This is a genomic window from Alteromonas sp. C1M14 (assembly GCF_018860965.1).
In the GTDB taxonomy this organism is placed as follows: domain Bacteria; phylum Pseudomonadota; class Gammaproteobacteria; order Enterobacterales; family Alteromonadaceae; genus Alteromonas.
The window spans coordinates 22,401-40,613 of record NZ_JAHKQF010000015.1 but is presented as its reverse complement, the minus strand read 5'-3'; the positions used below and the strand labels follow the sequence as shown (position 1 = coordinate 40,613).

The following is an 18,213-nucleotide window of genomic DNA, read 5'->3' as shown; positions in this document are numbered from 1 at the left end:
TTGCACACCATGTGAGGACATTATGTCGCTATCAGATATACGCCGCCAATACGCCAAGGGCCATCTCACTGAAAAAGAATTAGCCACGCATCCCGTGGCGCTTTTCCAGCGATGGTTAAAAGACGCCATAGACGCTGATATTCCTGATCCCACCGCCATGACTGTGGCCACGGTTGATGAACACGGACAACCCTCGCAACGTATTGTACTGCTTAAAGATGTCAGTGAAGACGGTTTCTTGTTTTATACCAATTTAGGTAGTCGAAAAGCCAAAGAACTCAGTCAGAACAACCGCATATCTTTACATTTTCCGTGGTTTTTCATGGAACGCCAAGTACGGGTTTGTGGGGTGGCTGAAAAACTCTCCACTGCTCAAAATGCGCGCTACTTTTTTTCACGTCCAAAAGACAGTCAATTAGCCGCCTTCGCTTCTCGACAAAGCCAGCCCTTAGCTACTAAGGAGTTGTTGATGACTCAGTTTCAACAACTTAAGCAGAAGTTTGCGGATAAAGCGTTACCCGTACCGGACTTTTGGGGCGGCTTTCGTGTCGTCCCTCATCAAATGGAGTTTTGGCAAGGCGGAGAAGACCGTCTGCATGATCGGTTTGAATACAATCGTGATGCGCAAGGTAACTGGGCCCACCAGCGCCTGATGCCGTAGCTTGTTAAACTGGCCATGATAGATTCCCATTGTCATCTGGATTTCGCTGTTTTTGACACCGACCGCGGTGAAGTGATTTCTCGAGCGAATGAATGCGGTGTTAATGCTTTTCTTATACCTGGCACCACGGCAGAAGGATGGGATAAGCAGCGAGATATTAAAACCCGCTACGATAATATTTATCTGGCTTTTGGCTGGCATCCTTGGTTTCTTCCTGATGATATTCAAACCGGTTGTAGGCAGTTAGAACAAGCCATTGGGGTATATAGCGACAAGATTATTGCTGTGGGCGAAGTCGGGTTAGATGCAACCTTGCCCATGCCAATGGCCCAACAAGAAACGTGGCTCAGCGAGCAGCTAAGGCTGGCACAACAGGCTAACTTACCGGTTATATTACACCATCGCAAAACTCATCATCGCTTGCCGGCAGTAATTAAAGATAGCGGATTTACCTGTGGTGGCGTGGTGCATGGCTTCTCCGGTAGCCCTGAGGTGGCCCAAGCCTATCTTGAGCTGGGTTTTAAACTGGGGATAGGCGGCACTATCACCTATCCGAGAGGGAAAAAAACCTTAGCCACGATTAAAGCGATGGGATTGTCTTCAATCTTATTGGAAACCGATGCGCCAGATATGCCTATGATGGGGTTTCAAGGCCAGCGCAACGAACCTGCTCATTTAGTCGGGGTTGTGCAAATCCTACAAGGGCTTTTTGAAGAATCAGCCGAACACATATCCCATGTTACCGATGCCACATTTCGAGATACGTTCTCTTTAGCCTAAGCGCTTATGTTATCGCCGTAAGTATGCCCAAATACTCTGTTTTAAATAGGGAATAAGGGGGCCATAACGCTTTATACCCAACACCAGCAATGCACCATAAAATAAGCTAAACAGGGTTATTGCGATTATTAGGTTAGACCACAATGTCTTTTGCTGATAAAACCCGGTGAGTTGATGGTTGGTATTGGTGGCGATGCGTAATACCCCAATGGTTTGGTCCTGTTCATCACGTATGGGGCTGATGTAGGCGCTTGTAGGGTGAGTTTGGGCCAACAGTGACCACGATGGGTGAACAGCGGCGATAAGACTTCCTGAGGTGTCATAGATAGCTGCATCTTCCACCCCTTCTTGTTTTCCTAAAATGTTGAGTAAATGTTGAATGTGAGTGTTATCACGGTGTGAGATCGGCGCTGACAAGAGCATTGTGTATTGGGTCAAAAGGGTATTGATGGGTTCAGCCATCGCCAAGTGGTGATCCTGTTTTAGTATATACCGATAAGCCATAACCGAAGTCAGAATGAACATGAGTAAACTTACCACCACCGCGATATGACAGCCCTTGGTATGGATCCACGCAAAGGGGTGACGACGCTTGACCGGGATAATATGCCATGAATGTTGAGGGTCGTGCATAGATTTTCGCATAGTAAAGAAGTGGCTTTATCATAACGTTTTATTATTGCAGTACAAGTTTACGGTGGTCCGCTGTTACAAAGAGCATTTGCCATTGTCTGGGAATTCGCTAGGATACGGCTACGCAACAATATAGGGTGTGATTATGGTGTCGGAATTATCAGTTTCTAGCATGCACAGTGGTGCAGTTCTTACTCAGTTTTTAAAAGAGCACGCCCATGGCGTAAGCTATATTGATGGGCGCTGGGTGGCCGCTTCCACCGCACAACAGAGCCAAGACACGCCGGTACTGACCATCATTGGCTCGGCTATGACGCTCCATCAGCTAACTTGTGTGTGCGAACAATTAGCACCTGTACTGACATTTGGTGCCTTTGGTCTGCATTCATTAAGTGACACCTTTCATGAAACGGTGGTGGTTTGTCCGGTGACCGTGCAGCAGGTGGATAAATTAAAAGATTCGCTAGAAGCGGTAGCGAACGCGTTGCGATTAGATATTGCGGTGCAAACCAATCAGCCGACACTTAGTGATGGCGGTTTATTGGTGATGGATATGGATAGCACCGTTATTGAAATTGAATGCATTGATGAAATTGCCAAACTGGCGGGGTTGGGAGACAAAGTGGCCAAGGTCACGGCGCAAGCCATGCGTGGCGAGTTGGCATTTAGTGAGAGCCTTATTTCCAGAGTCGCATGTTTACAAGGTGTGCCTGTGGCTCAACTCGCCCAAATACGAGACAGCATTCCCCTTATGCCTGGTGTCGTACCACTGATTAATACATTAAAATCCCACGGCTGGAAAATTGCCATCGCCTCTGGTGGTTTTACCTACTTTGCCGATCACCTCAAAGAACGGCTGGGCTTAGATGCTGCGGTTTCTAATACTTTGGCCATAGAAAGCGAAACATTATCCGGCCAAGTGGTAGGGGGGATTGTGGATGCGAATGTTAAAGCTAAAACGGTGAGTGAACTCGCGCAAAAGTGGTCTATACCCAGCGAGCAAACTGTTGCAATGGGCGATGGTGCTAATGATTTGCTCATGATGGACCAGGCTGCTTTAGGTGTTGCCTGCCATGCCAAACCGGTAGTAAGAGAAAAGGCGGATGTGGCCATTCGCTTTGGTGGTCTTCAGCGGTTGTTATATTTGTTGGCTTAAGCTGTGTATAGCGAGGCCTAGCGTAACTAGGCCTTGTTTATTTAACGCTAGGGGGTTGTTGGTTAATCGGTTTTTGCTCGTTACCTAATCCTTCACCTTGCCTCACTGGCGCGCAGTTATGCAAAATGGTCTTTCTATCAAATCCAAAGCGTGTAAGTACCTCTGCGGTGGTGTCTACTAGGTGCACCGACGCGCCAATACTCCAGATTTTCTCGTCTAACTCTTTGGCGATATGCATGGCATACATACTGACGTAATTTAATTCCGCTTGAAGCATATCTAAATCAGGCTTGCCGGTGCTGGTTAGCACCACTTGTACCGCAACAAATTGCCCTTTTTCCATGGCATCGATGATAAACAGCCGCCGCTTTTCGTCGTCGCTAAAGCGACTACTCAAATGAGGAATAAGTGCCAGCCTACTATCTTTGCGATGGGGATCGTAAGCGATAAACAACTCTTGACGTACCGGTTGATTTTCGATTTTCATAGTACGCAAACCCTGCTGAATCAACGGCGCGTCTAAGTTTCTATCTCTAAAAAGAAACTCTACATTGGCATGCTTGTTATCGGTGAAATGGCACATGAGTTGATTAAGCATGGCATCATTGTCACTGAAAACGGCTAAATCTGGCGTATATCGGATGCCTGTTTTGGCCATAAGAAAAGCGCAATTGGGCGTGTTGCGGGCATTGATACAGCGTAAAGCATGGCCCATGCCTGGAATTTCTTCTTCTTCAGGGTAGGTTTTTAAGCTTTGTTTATTTTGTTTAATTAAATTGTCGAAAAACTGACGTGCTATCTTCCCGGTTTCACCTTCTGCAGAACGCAAATGTATTAGATTGCGCTCTTCACTGATGTGAATGACTTCATAAATCAACCCCATCACGTCATGTTGGGTAGTGAGAGACTGAAGTTTAGGAAAAGAAACCTTTACCAATGATCCTACGTCACCTAAAAACTCCTCTGCCACTTCTAAACGAAGGCCCGACACGGAAATATCTTCGCTGATCCCTGCAAGAGGCATTTCGTCATTATAATTGGTTAATTTAATGGGCGAACGCAATAAATAACGGGTTTCCATCCGCTGTTCCTGAAACCGGTAGCGGTAAGGTTGAATGGTTTGAGGAAGCCGATTACGTGGATGGGCGAACACCCGTAAATGGGTGAGGTTATTGCGATTAAATTTTAAACGCGCATAACACTGCTGAGCGGACGCTGACGTCACATCCGTAACATGAACGATATAGGACAGGTTTTTCAACTTCGCCATTAGGCGGGCTGAGGGGGCTGCGTGTTGTTTTTGTGTTTTGGTACTGGCTGTTTCAGGAATGGAAAGGGCCACGTGGGCCTGCTCCGCAGACATGGTTCCCATGGAGAGTTTGAACACACGCCAGCTTACCTTTCGTGCACCAAACCCTAGGTAAACATTTTTAAGGACTTCTTTTTTTGCAAGTTCCTGGCTAGATGCCGAATAAAAATAGACGGCCCCGTTTTGAATATGAGTAAAAGAGTACACGTACATTTCTGCACCGGAATCTTGCTGCTCGTGTAACCATTGCAACCGTGACGGTTTTAGCAAATAGCCTAATCGAATATTGCTTTCTTCGTCTTGCCAATAGGCCAATGTTTCCTGATTAATACTATTGATCATGGCATATTTAGGCACAAGCTGGCTGTCTGTTTTATCAATAAATACCGGTAATGTAGGGCTACAGGGCGAAATATATTGCTCAGCGGTTTTATTTTTAATGGCATCTACCGTATTGGCTAAATTTACCTTGTATCTGCGTTTATTCCCGTGAATAAATTTTTCTAAAAAGCTGTCGAACATGGGGGAGGGCAGGGAAAGCTCACGTTTTAGAATTAGATAAGGGGTAGACTTTTCAATTTTGGTGGTGATGACGTTGTAAGCAATGCCGTTACGCTTGTCCATGGCAAATTCATTTTCCAGGCCGCGAAAGTACACATACAATCGCTGTTCTGGGGAAAATTGAATGTCTTTGGGTATTTTTAACCGTAAGCCTTCCATGGAAATATCAATACTGGTGGCACGGTAGCTATGGTGTTGCTCATCTTTAATTTCTACTGCGATGGCAAAATTCATCCTTTCGTGGCCCCGATGGGCATAGGACAATAAATTCACCACGGGAATGGTATACTGGGCTAGAATTTGGTTGGCGTTTTCTGCGGGTGTGCTTTGTTGGGGGCTTTTTGCTTCTCGCTCTTTTTTATCTCGCATCACCTTAAAATTGTTTTCGGTTGCCATAATAGCTTCATAAACACCGAAACTGTAATGGCCATAAATCTTCACCTGCTCTTTGAACACTTCGATGGCGATTTCATCTAGGTAATGGTTGCGCCCCTTGTATTCAAAAAGGTGACATTCTCCATTCACCTGCCCCCGCAAATCCACCGAGCGCAAGCAAGGCTTGGCTAAACGCTTCAGTTCCATCTTTATGAGAAAGCGCTTTTCTGGGGCAAGATCTTTGGTGACTTGAGACAAACGCTGGTTAAAGTCCGTCGAATTAATCGCGGGCTTAAGTTTGTCAATAATGTGGGTGTATTGCTGCAGCTCTTTATCCATTACCATCAATTTTATTTTAATTTTATTTGTTTGCTACATCAGTGTTATCGGCAGCGTAAAAAAATAGTTCAATTTTAACGCGTCTTTAAACCAGCATGCAGTATGTCGATGTTAAGTGTAGAATACGCTAAAAAAAACCAATGTGAAAATAACTCTATGGCAAAACGTAAAACAGCCTATGTTTGTTCCGACTGTGGTGCAGAATTTGCCCGTTGGCAAGGGCAATGTACTGAATGTAAAGCATGGAACACGATTTCTGAATTTGTCATCAGTGCTGCAAGCACGCCCAAAAGCGGTTTAAGTGGCTATGCAGGCCAAACTAACGCCCGTATTGAAAAGCTCAATGCCATTGATTTAGAGGCGTTACCTCGTTTCTCCTCTGGCTTTAAAGAACTAGACCGAGTGCTTGGTGGCGGTATTGTGCCGGGTGCGGCTATGTTAATCGGTGGCTCACCGGGGGCAGGTAAAAGCACCTTGCTACTGCAGGTAATGTGTCAATTAGCGAAACACAAAAGCGCATTGTATGTGACCGGGGAAGAATCTTTGCAACAGGTGGCCATGCGCGGGAAAAGACTTGGCTTACCTGACGACCAATTACTCATGCTGGCAGAAACCAACGTTGAAACCATTTGCCAGTTAGCCTTGCAACAACAACCTAAAATTATGGTGATTGATTCTATTCAGGTAATGAATGTTGCCGATGTGCAATCGGCGCCGGGCAGCGTGTCACAGGTGCGAGAAAGCGCCGCCTACCTGACGCGTTTTGCAAAGCAAAATCATATCGCCATGTTTTTGGTGGGGCATGTCACCAAAGACGGCAATTTAGCCGGCCCCAAAGTGTTAGAACACTGTATTGATTGCTCCATGATGCTGGAAGGCGAAAGTGATGGTCGTTTTAGAACTCTGCGTAGCCAGAAAAATCGTTTTGGTGCCGTAAATGAATTGGGTGTGTTCGGTATGACCGAAAAAGGGCTTAAGGAAGTGAATAACCCTTCTGCTATCTTTCTAAGCCGAGGTGAGACCGAAGCGCCGGGCTCTAGTGTGATGGTGGTGTGGGAAGGCACGCGCCCGCTGCTTGTTGAGATTCAAGCCTTAGTCGACTATTCACAAATGGCCAACCCTCGTCGTATTGCGGTTGGCCTTGAACAGAATAGACTGGCGATGTTGTTGGCTGTATTGCACCGTCACGGTAATGTTCAGATGAACGATCAAGATGTGTTTGTTAACGCCGTGGGCGGCGTGAAAATAGCAGAAACCAGCGCCGATTTGGCATTGTTGTTGGCTATGGTCAGCAGTTTTCGTAACCGGGCATTGCCCAAAGACCTAATTGTATTTGGTGAAGTGGGGCTAGCCGGTGAAATACGTCCTGTGCCCAACGGCACCGAACGCATCACCGAAGCGGCTAAACATGGTTTTAAGCGAGCGATCGTGCCCCGTGCTAATGCTCCGAAACAACCGATAGCAGGTATCGAAGTGGTGCCCGTGGGTCAATTGTCAGAAGCGTTGGACGCCTTACCATAGATAGCATCAATCAAGGCATTCAAATCCTTTTCTGAGATAGTGTTGTCTTCACTGTTCATCGTAATTAAGCGGCGCAACCCCGCTAGACTTTCTACATCAATGTGATCTAATTTGCAGCCGATATCTACGGTGGCCGAGTCTGTTTGGGTTTGTCGATACAGTTGTTGAAGAAAAAGCGCGATATCTGGACTGTCTTCGTTGGCTTTAAATATAACGGTATAAGGGTCGTGACTGTCGAAGGGCAGTGCATCTAAGTGGCGGTCTGACGCACACAGACGCAACCCTTGTAATGACACATCTTTAATGACAATGGGAATGCTGACATTTCGATGGCTAAGTTGGCCTGACACATTTAAGGCCACCCGTTGGAACTGACGTTTATCCACGTTTTTTCCTTTTACTTTCGGTGCATACTTATTATTAGTGCAATTGAAAAGGAAAGGTCAACAGTTAACGAAAAATAAACAGGCGATTAATGGGTAATAAAAAGAAAGCCCCGATAGATTTCGGGGCTGTTTGATGGACTATTTTGCCATTTTCTTGTATTTGAGACGATGAGGTTCCACCACATCATGGCCAAATGTGGCCTTTAACCAACTGGCATATTCGGTATAGTTACCCTCAAAGAAGTTGACTGTGCCTTCATCTCGATAATCGAGGATATGGGTTGCTACCCGGTCGAGAAACCAGCGGTCATGGGAAATCACCATGGCACAACCTGGGAATTCCAGTAGCGCGTTTTCTAACGCCCGCAGGGTTTCAACATCGAGGTCATTGGTAGGTTCATCGAGCAACAACATGTTGCCGCCTGCTTTAAGCAGTTTAGCAAGGTGTACTCGGTTACGCTCTCCGCCAGACAGATCCTTAATGAATTTTTGCTGATCTGTGCCTTTAAAATTAAACCGGCTACAGTAAGCGCGGCTGTTAATTTCAAAGTTACCAATTCGGATAATATCCTGATCGTTCGAAATTTCTTTCCATACCGTATTATTTTCGTTCATATGATCGCGAAACTGTTCGACGCTCGCTAACTGGACGGTTTCACCAATATCTATGGTACCACTGTCAGGTTGTTCTTCCCCAGACAGCATTCGAAACAGGGTAGACTTACCCGCGCCATTTGGACCAATGATGCCCACAATGGCTCCTTTAGGAACAGAAAATGAAAGGTCTTCGATGAGCATACGGTCACCGTATGACTTCTTCAAATTGCTAACATCCACCACCTTATCGCCCAATCGCTCACCGGGTGGAATAAATAGCTCATTGGTTTCGTTTCGTTTTTGATAATCCGAGGTGGCCATCTCTTCAAAGCGGGTCATACGGGCTTTGGATTTGGCCTGACGACCTTTGGGGTTTGAACGTACCCACTCAAGTTCCTGCTTCATGGATTTGACGCGAGCGTTTTCTGTACGCTCCTCTTGTTCCAGTCGGTTTTCTTTTTGTTCTAGCCATGATGAGTAGTTGCCTTCCCACGGAATGCCATGGCCTCGGTCGAGCTCTAAGATCCACCCTGCAACATTATCGAGAAAATACCTATCGTGGGTAATGGCCACTACAGTACCTTCATAATCATGTAAGAACCGTTCTAACCAGGCAACAGATTCAGCATCCAAGTGGTTAGTGGGTTCGTCAAGAAGTAGCATTTCGGGTTTTTCTAGCAACAGGCGGCACAAGGCAACGCGACGACGTTCTCCCCCTGATAATTTTGACACATCGGCGTCCCAAGGCGGAAGGCGAAGGGCATCGGCGGCGCGTTCCAGTGCATTGTCTAAATTATGGCCGTCTTTTGCTTGAATAATGGCTTCTAATTCACCTTGCTCTTTTGCTAACGCGTCAAAATCGGCATCGGCTTCGGCATAGGCGGCGTATACTTCATCGAGGCGGGTTAATGCGTATTTTACGTCAGCCACGGCTTCTTCGATGTTGCCTCGTACATCTTTGGATTCATCCAGTTTGGGCTCTTGGGGCAAGTAGCCTATTTTTAATCCGGGTTGGGGACGAGCCTCACCTTCAATTTCGGTATCAACCCCTGCCATAATGCGTAAAAGGGTTGATTTACCCGAGCCGTTAAGACCCAGCACACCAATTTTTGCGCCGGGGAAGAAACTCAGTGAGATGTCTTTGAGTATTTGACGATTAGGTGGAACAATTTTACCCACCCGATGCATTGAATAAACATATTGTGACATACTTTTCGATGTGTCCTGAATTGAAGGAATAATAGGAATAGTGTACTCGCTTTTCACTGGGGCTGACCAGTGTAGAGGCCGGGCTTTTGTCTAATTGGGTTAAAATTAGTCATCTGTGTGTCAGGAATGCAAATTTTGCTAATGAGAGTAGGGACGAAAAGGGAATTTTCCAGTAGCATAATGGCCAAGACGACAATGACGACAAGGCGATATGATGACAACGCATTCAAAACGTGTTTATACCTTGCAGGAACTTGCAGAACACACCGGTGGAACCGTACTGGGAAATGGTGATACGAAACTGAGTGGTGTAGGCACTCTCGCAGGGGCTAAAAGTCACCAAGTATCTTTTTTGACCAACACCAAATATAAAGGGCAACTGGCGACGACCGACGCTGGCGCAGTAATAATCAGCGAGAAAGTTGCAAATGAATGTCCCGTGCCTGGGTTGATTCACGCCAATCCCCATGCCGCTTTTGCTCTTGTCGCGCAATTATTTGATACCACACCTAAGCCCGCTCTTGGTATTGCTGAGACGGCGAAAATTGCCTCTTCAGCTGTTATCGGTACTGACGTATCCATTGGCCACAATGTGGTTATCGAAGATAACGTAGTATTAGGCGACAATGTCACCATTGGTGCCAACACGGTCATTGGTAAGGGGGTGCACATAGGCGAAGGGTCGACACTTCTGCCCCATGTCACGATTTATCATGATGTGAATATTGGTAAACGGGTAACCATTCATAGTCAAACTGTGATTGGTGCCGCCGGTTTTGGGTATGCCAATGACAAAGGGAACTGGTTACCGATTCCACAAACTGGCAGTGTGCAAATAGGCGATGATAGCCAAATTGGGGCATCCAGTACCATCGACAGAGGGGCCCTTGACGATACCATCATCGGCAAAAATGTGATTATTGATAATCAGGTGCAGGTGGGACACAACTGTATTATTGGTGATCATTCTTGTGTGTGTGGCGCAACAGGTATCGCTGGAAGCTGTCATATTGGAAAATATGTGGTGTTAGGCGGCGGTTGTGGTGTTAACGGTCACATTTCCATTTGCGATAATGTTCAAGTGACCGGGTATACTATGATTGTTCAAGATATCACCGAGCCAGGGGTGTACTCTTCCGGACAACCGGCGATGAAGAACCGGGATTGGCGCAAAGTGTCCATCCGAACGAAGCAAATAGACGATTTATTCAGTCGTGTAAAAGCCCTAGAAAAACGCTGATTTTATCTTTGATATAATGCAAAGATATTAGTGATGAATGCCGCATGGTTCATGGTGTGGCATTCAATTTGAGTGTATCCCCACCTCCGATCACTAAAGATTACCAATAAACCGGTATACATGTGGTCTAAAATGACTAGAATATGCGTTTTTGTTACAGCTATCCCTCAATGCAGTGAAAGGAGCCTCCATGTTACCTCGCGAAATGACGATTGCCGATTTTGACCCAGAACTGGCCGAAGCTATGGCCAAGGAAGATGTGCGTCAGGAACATCATATTGAACTGATTGCATCTGAAAACTATTGTAGCCCCCGAGTAATGGAGGCCCAAGGCTCGCAATTAACCAATAAGTACGCAGAAGGATATCCTGGTAAGCGTTACTACGGCGGCTGTGAGCATGTGGATGTGGTAGAGCAACTGGCGATTGATCGTGCCAAAGCCCTGTTCAATGCAGATTATGCCAATGTTCAGCCTCACTCCGGTTCACAGGCAAATGCCGCTGCATTTATGGCGTTGCTTGAAGCGGGCGATACTGTATTGGGTATGAGCCTGTCTGAAGGTGGACACCTAACTCACGGTTCACACGTTAACTTTTCTGGTAAAACTTACCATGCAGTGCAATACGGCCTAGACGAAAACACCGGTGAAATAGATTACGCCCAAGTAGAAGCATTGGCCCTTGAACATAAACCCAAAATGATTATCGGCGGTTTTTCTGCCTATTCAAAAGTGGTTGATTGGGCTAAGTTCCGTGAGATTGCAGATAAAGTTGGTGCTTATCTTCTGGTTGATATGGCCCACGTTGCTGGCTTAATTGCCGCGGGTGTGTATCCAAGCCCATTACCCCATGCGCATGTTGTAACCACTACTACTCACAAAACTTTAGCCGGTCCTCGTGGCGGCCTTATTTTGTCGGCTTGTGGCGATGAGGGCATCTACAAAAAGCTTAACAGCTCAGTGTTCCCGGGTAATCAAGGTGGCCCATTGTGCCATGTTATCGCAGCTAAAGCGGTTGCCTTTAAAGAAGCATTGCAAGATGACTTCAAAACTTATCAACAGCAAGTTGTTAAGAACGCGCAAGCCATGGTAGAGGTCGTGCTTGAACGCGGATATAGCGTTGTTTCTGGCGGCACAGAAAATCACCTGTTTTTGCTGGATCTTATCGATAAGGATATTACCGGTAAAGATGCAGATGCGGCGTTAGGCCGAGCGAATATTACAGTGAATAAGAACTCGGTACCTAAAGATCCTCGCTCACCTTTTGTTACTAGTGGCTTACGTATCGGTAGTCCTGCGATCACTCGCCGTGGCTTTAAAGAAGCGCAGGCGAAACAAGTTGCGACATGGATTTGCGATATACTCGATAACATGGGTGATGAAAGTGTTGTTGAACGGGTACAAAATGAAGTGGTTGAATTGTGTGAGTCGTTCCCTGTTTACGGCTAAACTGTCATACATTGTATAAACTGCTGAATGCCGTTAGTGCAGGGTGAACCTGCCTGACGGCTTTGTTAGTTAAAGGGCCTGTTATGTTTTGTCCATTTTGCTCTGAACAAGAAACCAAAGTTATCGATTCGCGACTCGTTGCCGAAGGCCATCAAGTGCGTCGTCGACGTGAATGTATGGTTTGTCATGAGCGTTTCACCACGTTTGAAAGTGCAGAGCTGGTTATGCCTCGGGTCATCAAGCGGGATGGCTCTCGAGAGCCGTTTAACGAAGACAAATTACGAGCTGGTTTACAGCGGGCGCTGGAAAAACGGCCGGTCAGTACTGAACGGGTGGAAGAAGTTATTCTGTCGTTAAAGTCTGAGTTACGGGCAACGGGAGAGCGTGAAGTATCCAGTGAATTTCTGGGCAACCTTATAATGAACGCCCTCAAAGAGCTAGACAAAGTGGCTTACGTGCGGTTTGCATCTGTGTACCGCTCATTCGAAGATATTAGAGAATTTGGTGAGGAAATAGCCCGCCTAGGAGACTGAAACAGTCATGGCTGCAAAGCAAGATGTCCCGTCTGCCGACGATTACAAATGGATGGCTGAAGCACTACGGCTTGCCAAAAACGGTGAGTATACCACCACACCGAACCCTCGGGTTGGCTGTATTATTATCGATAAAGAACAGCAAAAAGTCGGGCAAGGTTATCACGTTCAAGCTGGCAGTCCCCACGCAGAAGTTTATGCGTTACAAGAAGCAAAAGAACGGGCAAAAGGGGCGACCGCCTACGTTACGTTAGAGCCTTGTAGTCATTACGGGCGCACCCCTCCTTGTGCTGAAGCCCTTATCGCAGCAGGGGTGTCCAAAGTGGTTGTGGCAATGACCGATCCAAATCCTCAGGTCAGTGGCCAAGGCCTTAATATGTTGCGCGACGCGGGAGTGACGGTTGTAAGTGGTGTGCTTGAACAGCAAGCAACGGCTTTAAATCGGGGCTTTATTAAGCGTATGACCACAGGTAAGCCCTGGGTGACAGTAAAGTTAGGGGTTAGTCTGGACGGTAAGATAGCCCTTGCTAACGGTCAAAGCCAATGGATAACCAGTGCTTTGGCAAGACGTGATGTGCAACGTCATCGGGCCCGCAGTTGTGCCATTCTTACCGGCAGTGGCACGGCACGGATTGATGATCCCAGTTTACTGGTGCGAGCCAACGAAGCTCAATTAAACGGCTACCCATTAGCGACAACTCGTCAGCCGTTACGGGTCGTTATCGACAGTAAAAACCAGTTAGACTCCCACCTGACTTTATTTACCGACGGGCATAAAACCCTAAAGGTTTGTGGTCAAGGCTTGGCGCCGGAAACCGAAAATACCACCACGGTCTCCATGCAGTCTGAGCAGCTAAATCTTGCAGAGGTAATAACCCTTCTGGGTGAAAAACAGATAAACGAACTTTGGGTAGAAGCTGGCCCTGGTTTGGCCGGTGCGCTTTTTCGTGCCAACGAAGTGGATGAACTCGTTGTTTATCAAGCCCCCAAATTACTGGGTGACAAAGGCCAAAGTATGCTGATTTTAGATGAGTTTACCCACTTGTCTCAAACGCCATCGCTGCACTTGACGGATCTTCGCCAAATTGGCCCAGATATCAAGATGACCTATCTTGTGGGTAACAAAACAAATTAAGAGGCAAAACATGTTTACGGGTATTATTCAGGCATTAGGCAACATTAGGTCAATGGCACATAGCGGCGAAGATATCCGGCTTACTGTGTCCTCTGAAAAACTAGATATGTCGGATGTGGCTTTAGGTGACAGCATCGCGACTAATGGCGTGTGCCTGACGGTAACAGACGTTGGTAACGATTTTTATTGTGCTGATGTGTCTGCTGAAACCTTGCGTTATACCGGTTTTGCACACTATAAAACCGGTAGTCCAGTGAATCTGGAAAAAGCCATGCGTCCCACCGACAGATTCGGCGGGCATATTGTTTCTGGTCATGTGGATGGCGTAGGTGAAGTCGTCAACATTGTTAAGCATGCGGCTTATATTGAAATTTGGATTTCTGCCCCCACTGAATTGGCTAAGTATATCGCCCACAAAGGCAGTATCACCGTGGATGGCGTCAGCCTTACCGTTAATGATGTGCAAGGTTGTCAGTTTATGCTTTGGATTATTCCTCATACCTTGCAAGAAACCGTTATCGGTAATTATGCCATGGGTACGAAGGTCAATCTCGAAGTAGACGTTGTTGCACGTTATTTAGAACGATTAATGTTAGGTGATAAAGCAGCACAACATGATACAAAGACCGACATCAGTATGTCTTTTCTTGCTGAAAACGGCTTTCTTAAAAGATAACCCTACAGAAGTGAAATTATGGCATTTAATACCACAGCAGAGTTAATTGAAGATATACGTCAGGGCAAGATGGTTATTCTGATGGATGACGAAGATCGTGAAAATGAAGGCGATCTTATTATGGCCGCAGAGTTTGTCACACCAGAAGCCATTAACTTTATGGTGACCCATGCCCGGGGCTTGGTTTGCCTACCTATGACCCAAGAACGATGTCAGCGTTTAAATTTGCCATTAATGGTGGATAAAAATGGGGCGCAATTTTCAACCAATTTCACCGTATCTATTGAAGCTGCAAAAGGCGTCACCACAGGTATCTCTGCGGCCGATAGAGCCACCACGATTCTTGCGGCGGCGGCACCCGAAGCAGTGGCGTCAGATATTGTCCAACCGGGACATATTTTTCCACTTATCGCCAAAGAAGGCGGCGTGTTAAATCGCGCAGGTCATACGGAAGCGGGCGTCGATCTCGCCCGCCTTGCTGGGGCCGAGCCTGCAGCTGTTATCGTTGAAGTGCTAAATGACGATGGCACCATGGCGCGCAGGCCACAGCTAGAGAGCTTTGCTAAAAAACACGATTTAAAAATTGGTACCATCGCCGATTTAATTGAATACAGAAATTTAAACGAAACCACTATCGAAAAAGTCGCGCAGTGTATTTTGCCAACCGAATACGGCGAATTTGAATTGCACACATTTAAAGATGTCATCGACAATCAACTGCATTTTGCGTTGAAAAAAGGGGATATCAGTGCCACCGAGCCCACCCTTGTTCGTGTGCATTTACATAATATGCTTAGCGATCTGTTGGGCTCTACCCGAGCCATCAATCGTACGATGACCTTGCCCGACGGTATGCGGCGTATCGCTGAAGAAGGCGGAGTGCTGGTGGTGTTAGGGAAAGATGAAGACATCGCCAGTCAGGTGCGCCGCTTTGCTGCCGAAGATCGGGGCGAGCAGCCAGAAGGAAAAACTTGGACAGGATCGTCGCGCACTGTGGGTGTCGGTAGTCAAATTCTGGCTACACTGGGTGTGCAACGTATGCGCTTGCTAAGTAAGCCAGTGAAATATCATGCGTTATCCGGTTTTGGTTTAGAAGTAGTAGAATATATTCATCAGTAAAGTGGTATCCTAGTGGCGACTTTTGTCGTAATAACATTCGATACCGTTTATGCGCGGTTATGCTATACTGCGCGCCGTTTTTTCATTGGGGTAAGCAAGCATGCAGGTAATTGAAGGTAATATTCGGGCGACGGGCAAAAAATTTGCCATCGTTGTATCACGGTTTAATAGTTTTGTTGTTGAGAGTTTACTCGAAGGTGCCCTCGATACGTTAGAGCGTCATGGCGAGGTGAGCGAAACAGACATTACGTTAGTGCGTGTTCCCGGCGCATATGAATTACCTGTGGCGGCCAAAAAAGTAGCCGAAAAAGGTAAGTTCGATGCCATTATTGCCTTAGGTGCCGTTATTCGTGGCGGTACGCCGCATTTTGACTTTGTTGCCGGTGAGTGTAACAAAGGGTTAGCGCAGGTATCTTTGGAGTTCGGCATTCCCGTTTCCTTTGGCGTAATTACCACAGATTCTATCGAACAAGCCATTGAACGTTCAGGCACTAAAGCTGGCAACAAAGGTGCTGAAGCCGCCCTCGGTGCACTTGAAATGGTGAATGTTGTTGCTTCACTTAACGATCTTTGATCGGAGGCCATGTGAAAGTATCAGCACGACATAAAGCAAGAGAACTTGCACTGCAAGGGGTTTACTCTTGGCAGATGAGCAAAAACGACATAGAGCAGGTAGAGCTTACCCTAGCCACCAGTAACGATATGCAAAAAGTCGATATGGTGTATTTTCAGGCGTTACTGCGAGGCGTGGCAGAAAATGTCGACACCTTGGATATCAAGATAAAACCTTATCTTGGTCGCTTGCCTGAAGAGCTTGATCCCATAGAAAAAGCCATTTTGCGCATCGCCACGTTTGAATTAACAGAACGCATGGATGTGCCGTTTCGGGTGATCATCAATGAGTCTATCGAACTGGCGAAATCCTTCGGCGCAGAAGAAAGCCACAAGTTTATCAACGGTGCCCTCGATAAGGCGGTAAAAACCCTTCGTCAGCACGAACGTTAAGCAGGTGCGAAACCTTCATTCGTTGCTACATCTAAGTGAACCAAAACGGTAAAACGTGAAAGAATTTGATCTTATCGGCCGCTATTTTAAAAATGGTGGCCACCAACGTAGAGATGTACTGGTCGGTATTGGTGATGATTGCGCCATAACCGCCGTACCCGAAAACCAGCAACTTGCCATTACCACCGACACTCTGGTGTCTGGTGTCCATTTTCTTGAAGATGCACCGGCCCGTTCAGTGGCTTATAAAGCAGTGGCGGTCAACCTCAGTGATCTTGCTGCCATGGGCGCTGAACCTGCCTGGATATCACTTTCTTTGTCTATGTCTACGGTTGATGAAGGTTGGCTTGAAGAATTTGCCAGTGGCCTTTATGAGCTGACGCGATACTATTCTGTGCAATTAATTGGCGGTGATACGGTACGCGGCCCGCTGGCCATGACGATTACAGCACAAGGCTTTATTCCCCCTGATACCGCGTTAAAACGCAGTACGGCTAAGCCAGGAGACTGGATTTACGTGACGGGAACCACCGGTGATGCGGGCGCGGGGCTAGCCTTATTGAAAGGCGAGCGCCAAGCCAAAGATGCCGATCGCGAGTATTTGGTTAAACGGCATTTGTATCCTACACCACGGGTTGCTGTGGGCACGGCATTACGCAGAACGGCCTCTTCGTGTATTGATATATCCGATGGTCTGTTAGCCGATTTATCACATATTCTCCATGCCTCTGAATGCGGCGCAACAATTCATGTGGACCGACTCCCCATTTCATCACAGCTGTTTAATTGCGTTGGTGCCAAAGATGCGTATCGATTTGCGCTGACCGCCGGTGATGACTATGAACTGGTTTTTACCGTTAACGAAGAGCAGCGGGGAAATCTAGAAACTTCGCTGGCGAGTACCGGAGTTAAAGCAACCTGTATTGGCCAAGTGACCGGCCATAGTGGCAAGGTAGATTTAAAACTGTATGACAACGTTTATCCACTGGAAAGTACCGTGGGCTATGAGCATGAGTTCTAATGCAGCCTGAGTACCGTAAGCGGGTATCGTTAAAAAATCCGGTACATTTTTGTGCTCTCGGTGGTGGCTCAGGATTGATCCCCTTTATGCCGGGCACCTTTGGCTCTCTGGCCGCTATTCCCTTGGTGTTATTGGTTGCCTTACTCGGTGAAAGCGTTTATTTAGCTACCACCTTTGTGGTCAGTATTATCGGGGTGTATTTTTGCGGCAAAACCGCAGATGACATGGGCGTGCATGATCATGGCTCTATTGTCTGGGACGAAGTCGCCGGTATCTTCATCACCTTCTTATTTGCGCCCCTTTCTGTTTTCAGTCTTGTCGCTGGTTTTGTGCTGTTTCGCTTTTTTGATATCTTAAAGCCTTGGCCTATTGGCCCGGTGGATAAACGGCTCCACGGCGGCACCGGCATTATGCTTGATGATGTGCTTGCGGGCATAATGGCATGCTGCTCGCTGCATCTTCTACTCTGGGCGCTTCCCGGGTTATAAAAGCCATAAAAAAAAACGCCAG

Annotated in this window: 18 protein-coding genes; 14 read left to right on the top strand and 4 right to left on the bottom strand. The window is 46.9% G+C overall.

The window, feature by feature from the left end; translation table 11 throughout:
• Positions 1 to 22 precede the first annotated feature (22 nt).
• Both pdxH and KO501_RS12655 read left to right on the top strand, forming a co-directional pair.
• Positions 23 to 661, top strand: a complete 639-nt coding sequence (gene pdxH, locus KO501_RS12660) for a pyridoxamine 5'-phosphate oxidase (RefSeq protein WP_216030043.1) — start codon at positions 23 to 25, stop codon at positions 659 to 661.
• Between the two features lie 15 nt (positions 662 to 676).
• On the top strand, positions 677 to 1,441 hold the full coding sequence (locus KO501_RS12655) for a TatD family hydrolase (RefSeq protein WP_216030042.1): 765 nt from the start codon (positions 677 to 679) through the stop codon (positions 1,439 to 1,441).
• Between the two features lie 9 nt (positions 1,442 to 1,450).
• Here KO501_RS12655 and KO501_RS12650 read toward each other — a convergent pair whose 3' ends face one another.
• Entirely contained in the window at positions 1,451 to 2,074 is a 624-nt protein-coding gene (locus tag KO501_RS12650) for an AhpA/YtjB family protein (protein ID WP_216030041.1), read from the bottom strand.
• A gap of 145 nt (positions 2,075 to 2,219) precedes the next feature.
• On the opposite strand from KO501_RS12650, the gene serB reads away from it, so the two are divergent.
• Entirely contained in the window at positions 2,220 to 3,230 is a 1,011-nt protein-coding gene (serB, locus tag KO501_RS12645; RefSeq protein WP_252728407.1) for a phosphoserine phosphatase SerB, read from the top strand.
• A 37-nt stretch (positions 3,231 to 3,267) separates the two neighbouring features.
• Here serB and KO501_RS12640 read toward each other — a convergent pair whose 3' ends face one another.
• Entirely contained in the window at positions 3,268 to 5,814 is a 2,547-nt protein-coding gene (locus tag KO501_RS12640) for a PilZ domain-containing protein (RefSeq protein ID WP_216030040.1), read from the bottom strand.
• A gap of 156 nt (positions 5,815 to 5,970) precedes the next feature.
• Between KO501_RS12640 and radA the strand changes: the two genes are divergently transcribed.
• Entirely contained in the window at positions 5,971 to 7,335 is a 1,365-nt protein-coding gene (radA, locus tag KO501_RS12635; RefSeq protein ID WP_216030615.1) for a DNA repair protein RadA, read from the top strand.
• Here the strand turns inward: radA and KO501_RS12630 are convergent.
• Together KO501_RS12630 and ettA are read right to left on the bottom strand one after the other, a co-directional pair.
• Positions 7,302 to 7,721, bottom strand: a complete 420-nt coding sequence (locus KO501_RS12630) for a PilZ domain-containing protein (protein ID WP_216030039.1) — start codon at positions 7,719 to 7,721, stop codon at positions 7,302 to 7,304. The two genes, radA and KO501_RS12630, sit on opposite strands and share 34 nt — an antisense overlap.
• Before the next feature lie 138 nt (positions 7,722 to 7,859).
• Positions 7,860 to 9,527: an energy-dependent translational throttle protein EttA gene (gene ettA / locus KO501_RS12625; protein WP_216030038.1), complete on the bottom strand. Its 1,668-nt coding sequence runs from the start codon at positions 9,525 to 9,527 to the stop codon at positions 7,860 to 7,862.
• A 214-nt stretch (positions 9,528 to 9,741) separates the two neighbouring features.
• Between ettA and lpxD the strand changes: the two genes are divergently transcribed.
• From lpxD to KO501_RS12575, 10 genes are all read left to right on the top strand, one after another.
• Positions 9,742 to 10,767: a UDP-3-O-(3-hydroxymyristoyl)glucosamine N-acyltransferase gene (lpxD, locus tag KO501_RS12620; RefSeq protein ID WP_216030037.1), complete on the top strand. Its 1,026-nt coding sequence runs from the start codon at positions 9,742 to 9,744 to the stop codon at positions 10,765 to 10,767.
• A gap of 190 nt (positions 10,768 to 10,957) precedes the next feature.
• Complete coding sequence (glyA, locus tag KO501_RS12615) at positions 10,958 to 12,214, top strand: serine hydroxymethyltransferase (RefSeq protein ID WP_216030036.1); 1,257 nt, start codon at positions 10,958 to 10,960, stop codon at positions 12,212 to 12,214.
• Positions 12,215 to 12,297: 83 nt separating this feature from the next.
• Entirely contained in the window at positions 12,298 to 12,747 is a 450-nt protein-coding gene (nrdR, locus tag KO501_RS12610) for a transcriptional regulator NrdR (RefSeq protein WP_216030035.1), read from the top strand.
• A 7-nt stretch (positions 12,748 to 12,754) separates the two neighbouring features.
• Positions 12,755 to 13,882: a bifunctional diaminohydroxyphosphoribosylaminopyrimidine deaminase/5-amino-6-(5-phosphoribosylamino)uracil reductase RibD gene (gene ribD, locus KO501_RS12605; protein WP_216030034.1), complete on the top strand. Its 1,128-nt coding sequence runs from the start codon at positions 12,755 to 12,757 to the stop codon at positions 13,880 to 13,882.
• A gap of 10 nt (positions 13,883 to 13,892) precedes the next feature.
• Positions 13,893 to 14,558 carry a riboflavin synthase gene (locus KO501_RS12600; RefSeq protein ID WP_216030033.1) on the top strand — a complete coding sequence of 222 codons (666 nt, stop codon included), beginning with the start codon at positions 13,893 to 13,895 and terminating at the stop codon, positions 14,556 to 14,558.
• 18 nt (positions 14,559 to 14,576) lie between these two features.
• Positions 14,577 to 15,677 (top strand): bifunctional 3,4-dihydroxy-2-butanone-4-phosphate synthase/GTP cyclohydrolase II, encoded by a 1,101-nt coding sequence (gene ribBA / locus KO501_RS12595; RefSeq protein ID WP_216030032.1) that lies wholly within the window; start codon positions 14,577 to 14,579, stop codon positions 15,675 to 15,677.
• A 100-nt stretch (positions 15,678 to 15,777) separates the two neighbouring features.
• A complete protein-coding gene (gene ribE / locus KO501_RS12590) occupies positions 15,778 to 16,251 on the top strand; it encodes a 6,7-dimethyl-8-ribityllumazine synthase (RefSeq protein ID WP_216030031.1) in 474 nt (157 codons plus the stop codon).
• Between the two features lie 11 nt (positions 16,252 to 16,262).
• Entirely contained in the window at positions 16,263 to 16,682 is a 420-nt protein-coding gene (gene nusB / locus KO501_RS12585) for a transcription antitermination factor NusB (protein WP_216030030.1), read from the top strand.
• A gap of 55 nt (positions 16,683 to 16,737) precedes the next feature.
• The gene (thiL, locus tag KO501_RS12580) at positions 16,738 to 17,703 is read left to right on the top strand and encodes a thiamine-phosphate kinase (RefSeq protein WP_216030029.1); all 966 of its coding nucleotides are present in this window, start codon (positions 16,738 to 16,740) and stop codon (positions 17,701 to 17,703) included.
• A complete protein-coding gene (locus KO501_RS12575) occupies positions 17,703 to 18,191 on the top strand; it encodes a phosphatidylglycerophosphatase A (RefSeq protein ID WP_216030028.1) in 489 nt (162 codons plus the stop codon). Before thiL ends, KO501_RS12575 begins: the two co-directional genes overlap by 1 nt.
• The last annotated feature ends 22 nt before the right edge of the window (positions 18,192 to 18,213 follow it).

Bases quoted from the DNA above. Each gene is read 5' to 3' on its own strand.
- pdxH (WP_216030043.1), top strand. From the start codon at position 23: ATGTCGCTATCAGATATACGCCGCCAATACGCCAAGGGCCATCTCACT.
- KO501_RS12655 (WP_216030042.1), top strand. From the start codon at position 677: ATGATAGATTCCCATTGTCATCTGGATTTCGCTGTTTTTGACACCGAC.
- KO501_RS12650 (WP_216030041.1), bottom strand. From the start codon at position 2,074: ATGCACGACCCTCAACATTCATGGCATATTATCCCGGTCAAGCGTCGT.
- serB (WP_252728407.1), top strand. From the start codon at position 2,220: ATGGTGTCGGAATTATCAGTTTCTAGCATGCACAGTGGTGCAGTTCTT.
- KO501_RS12640 (WP_216030040.1), bottom strand. From the start codon at position 5,814: ATGGATAAAGAGCTGCAGCAATACACCCACATTATTGACAAACTTAAG.
- radA (WP_216030615.1), top strand. From the start codon at position 5,971: ATGGCAAAACGTAAAACAGCCTATGTTTGTTCCGACTGTGGTGCAGAA.
- ettA (WP_216030038.1), bottom strand. From the start codon at position 9,527: ATGTCACAATATGTTTATTCAATGCATCGGGTGGGTAAAATTGTTCCA.
- lpxD (WP_216030037.1), top strand. From the start codon at position 9,742: ATGACAACGCATTCAAAACGTGTTTATACCTTGCAGGAACTTGCAGAA.
- glyA (WP_216030036.1), top strand. From the start codon at position 10,958: ATGTTACCTCGCGAAATGACGATTGCCGATTTTGACCCAGAACTGGCC.
- nrdR (WP_216030035.1), top strand. From the start codon at position 12,298: ATGTTTTGTCCATTTTGCTCTGAACAAGAAACCAAAGTTATCGATTCG.
- ribD (WP_216030034.1), top strand. From the start codon at position 12,755: ATGGCTGCAAAGCAAGATGTCCCGTCTGCCGACGATTACAAATGGATG.
- KO501_RS12600 (WP_216030033.1), top strand. From the start codon at position 13,893: ATGTTTACGGGTATTATTCAGGCATTAGGCAACATTAGGTCAATGGCA.
- ribBA (WP_216030032.1), top strand. From the start codon at position 14,577: ATGGCATTTAATACCACAGCAGAGTTAATTGAAGATATACGTCAGGGC.
- ribE (WP_216030031.1), top strand. From the start codon at position 15,778: ATGCAGGTAATTGAAGGTAATATTCGGGCGACGGGCAAAAAATTTGCC.
- KO501_RS12575 (WP_216030028.1), top strand. From the start codon at position 17,703: ATGCAGCCTGAGTACCGTAAGCGGGTATCGTTAAAAAATCCGGTACAT.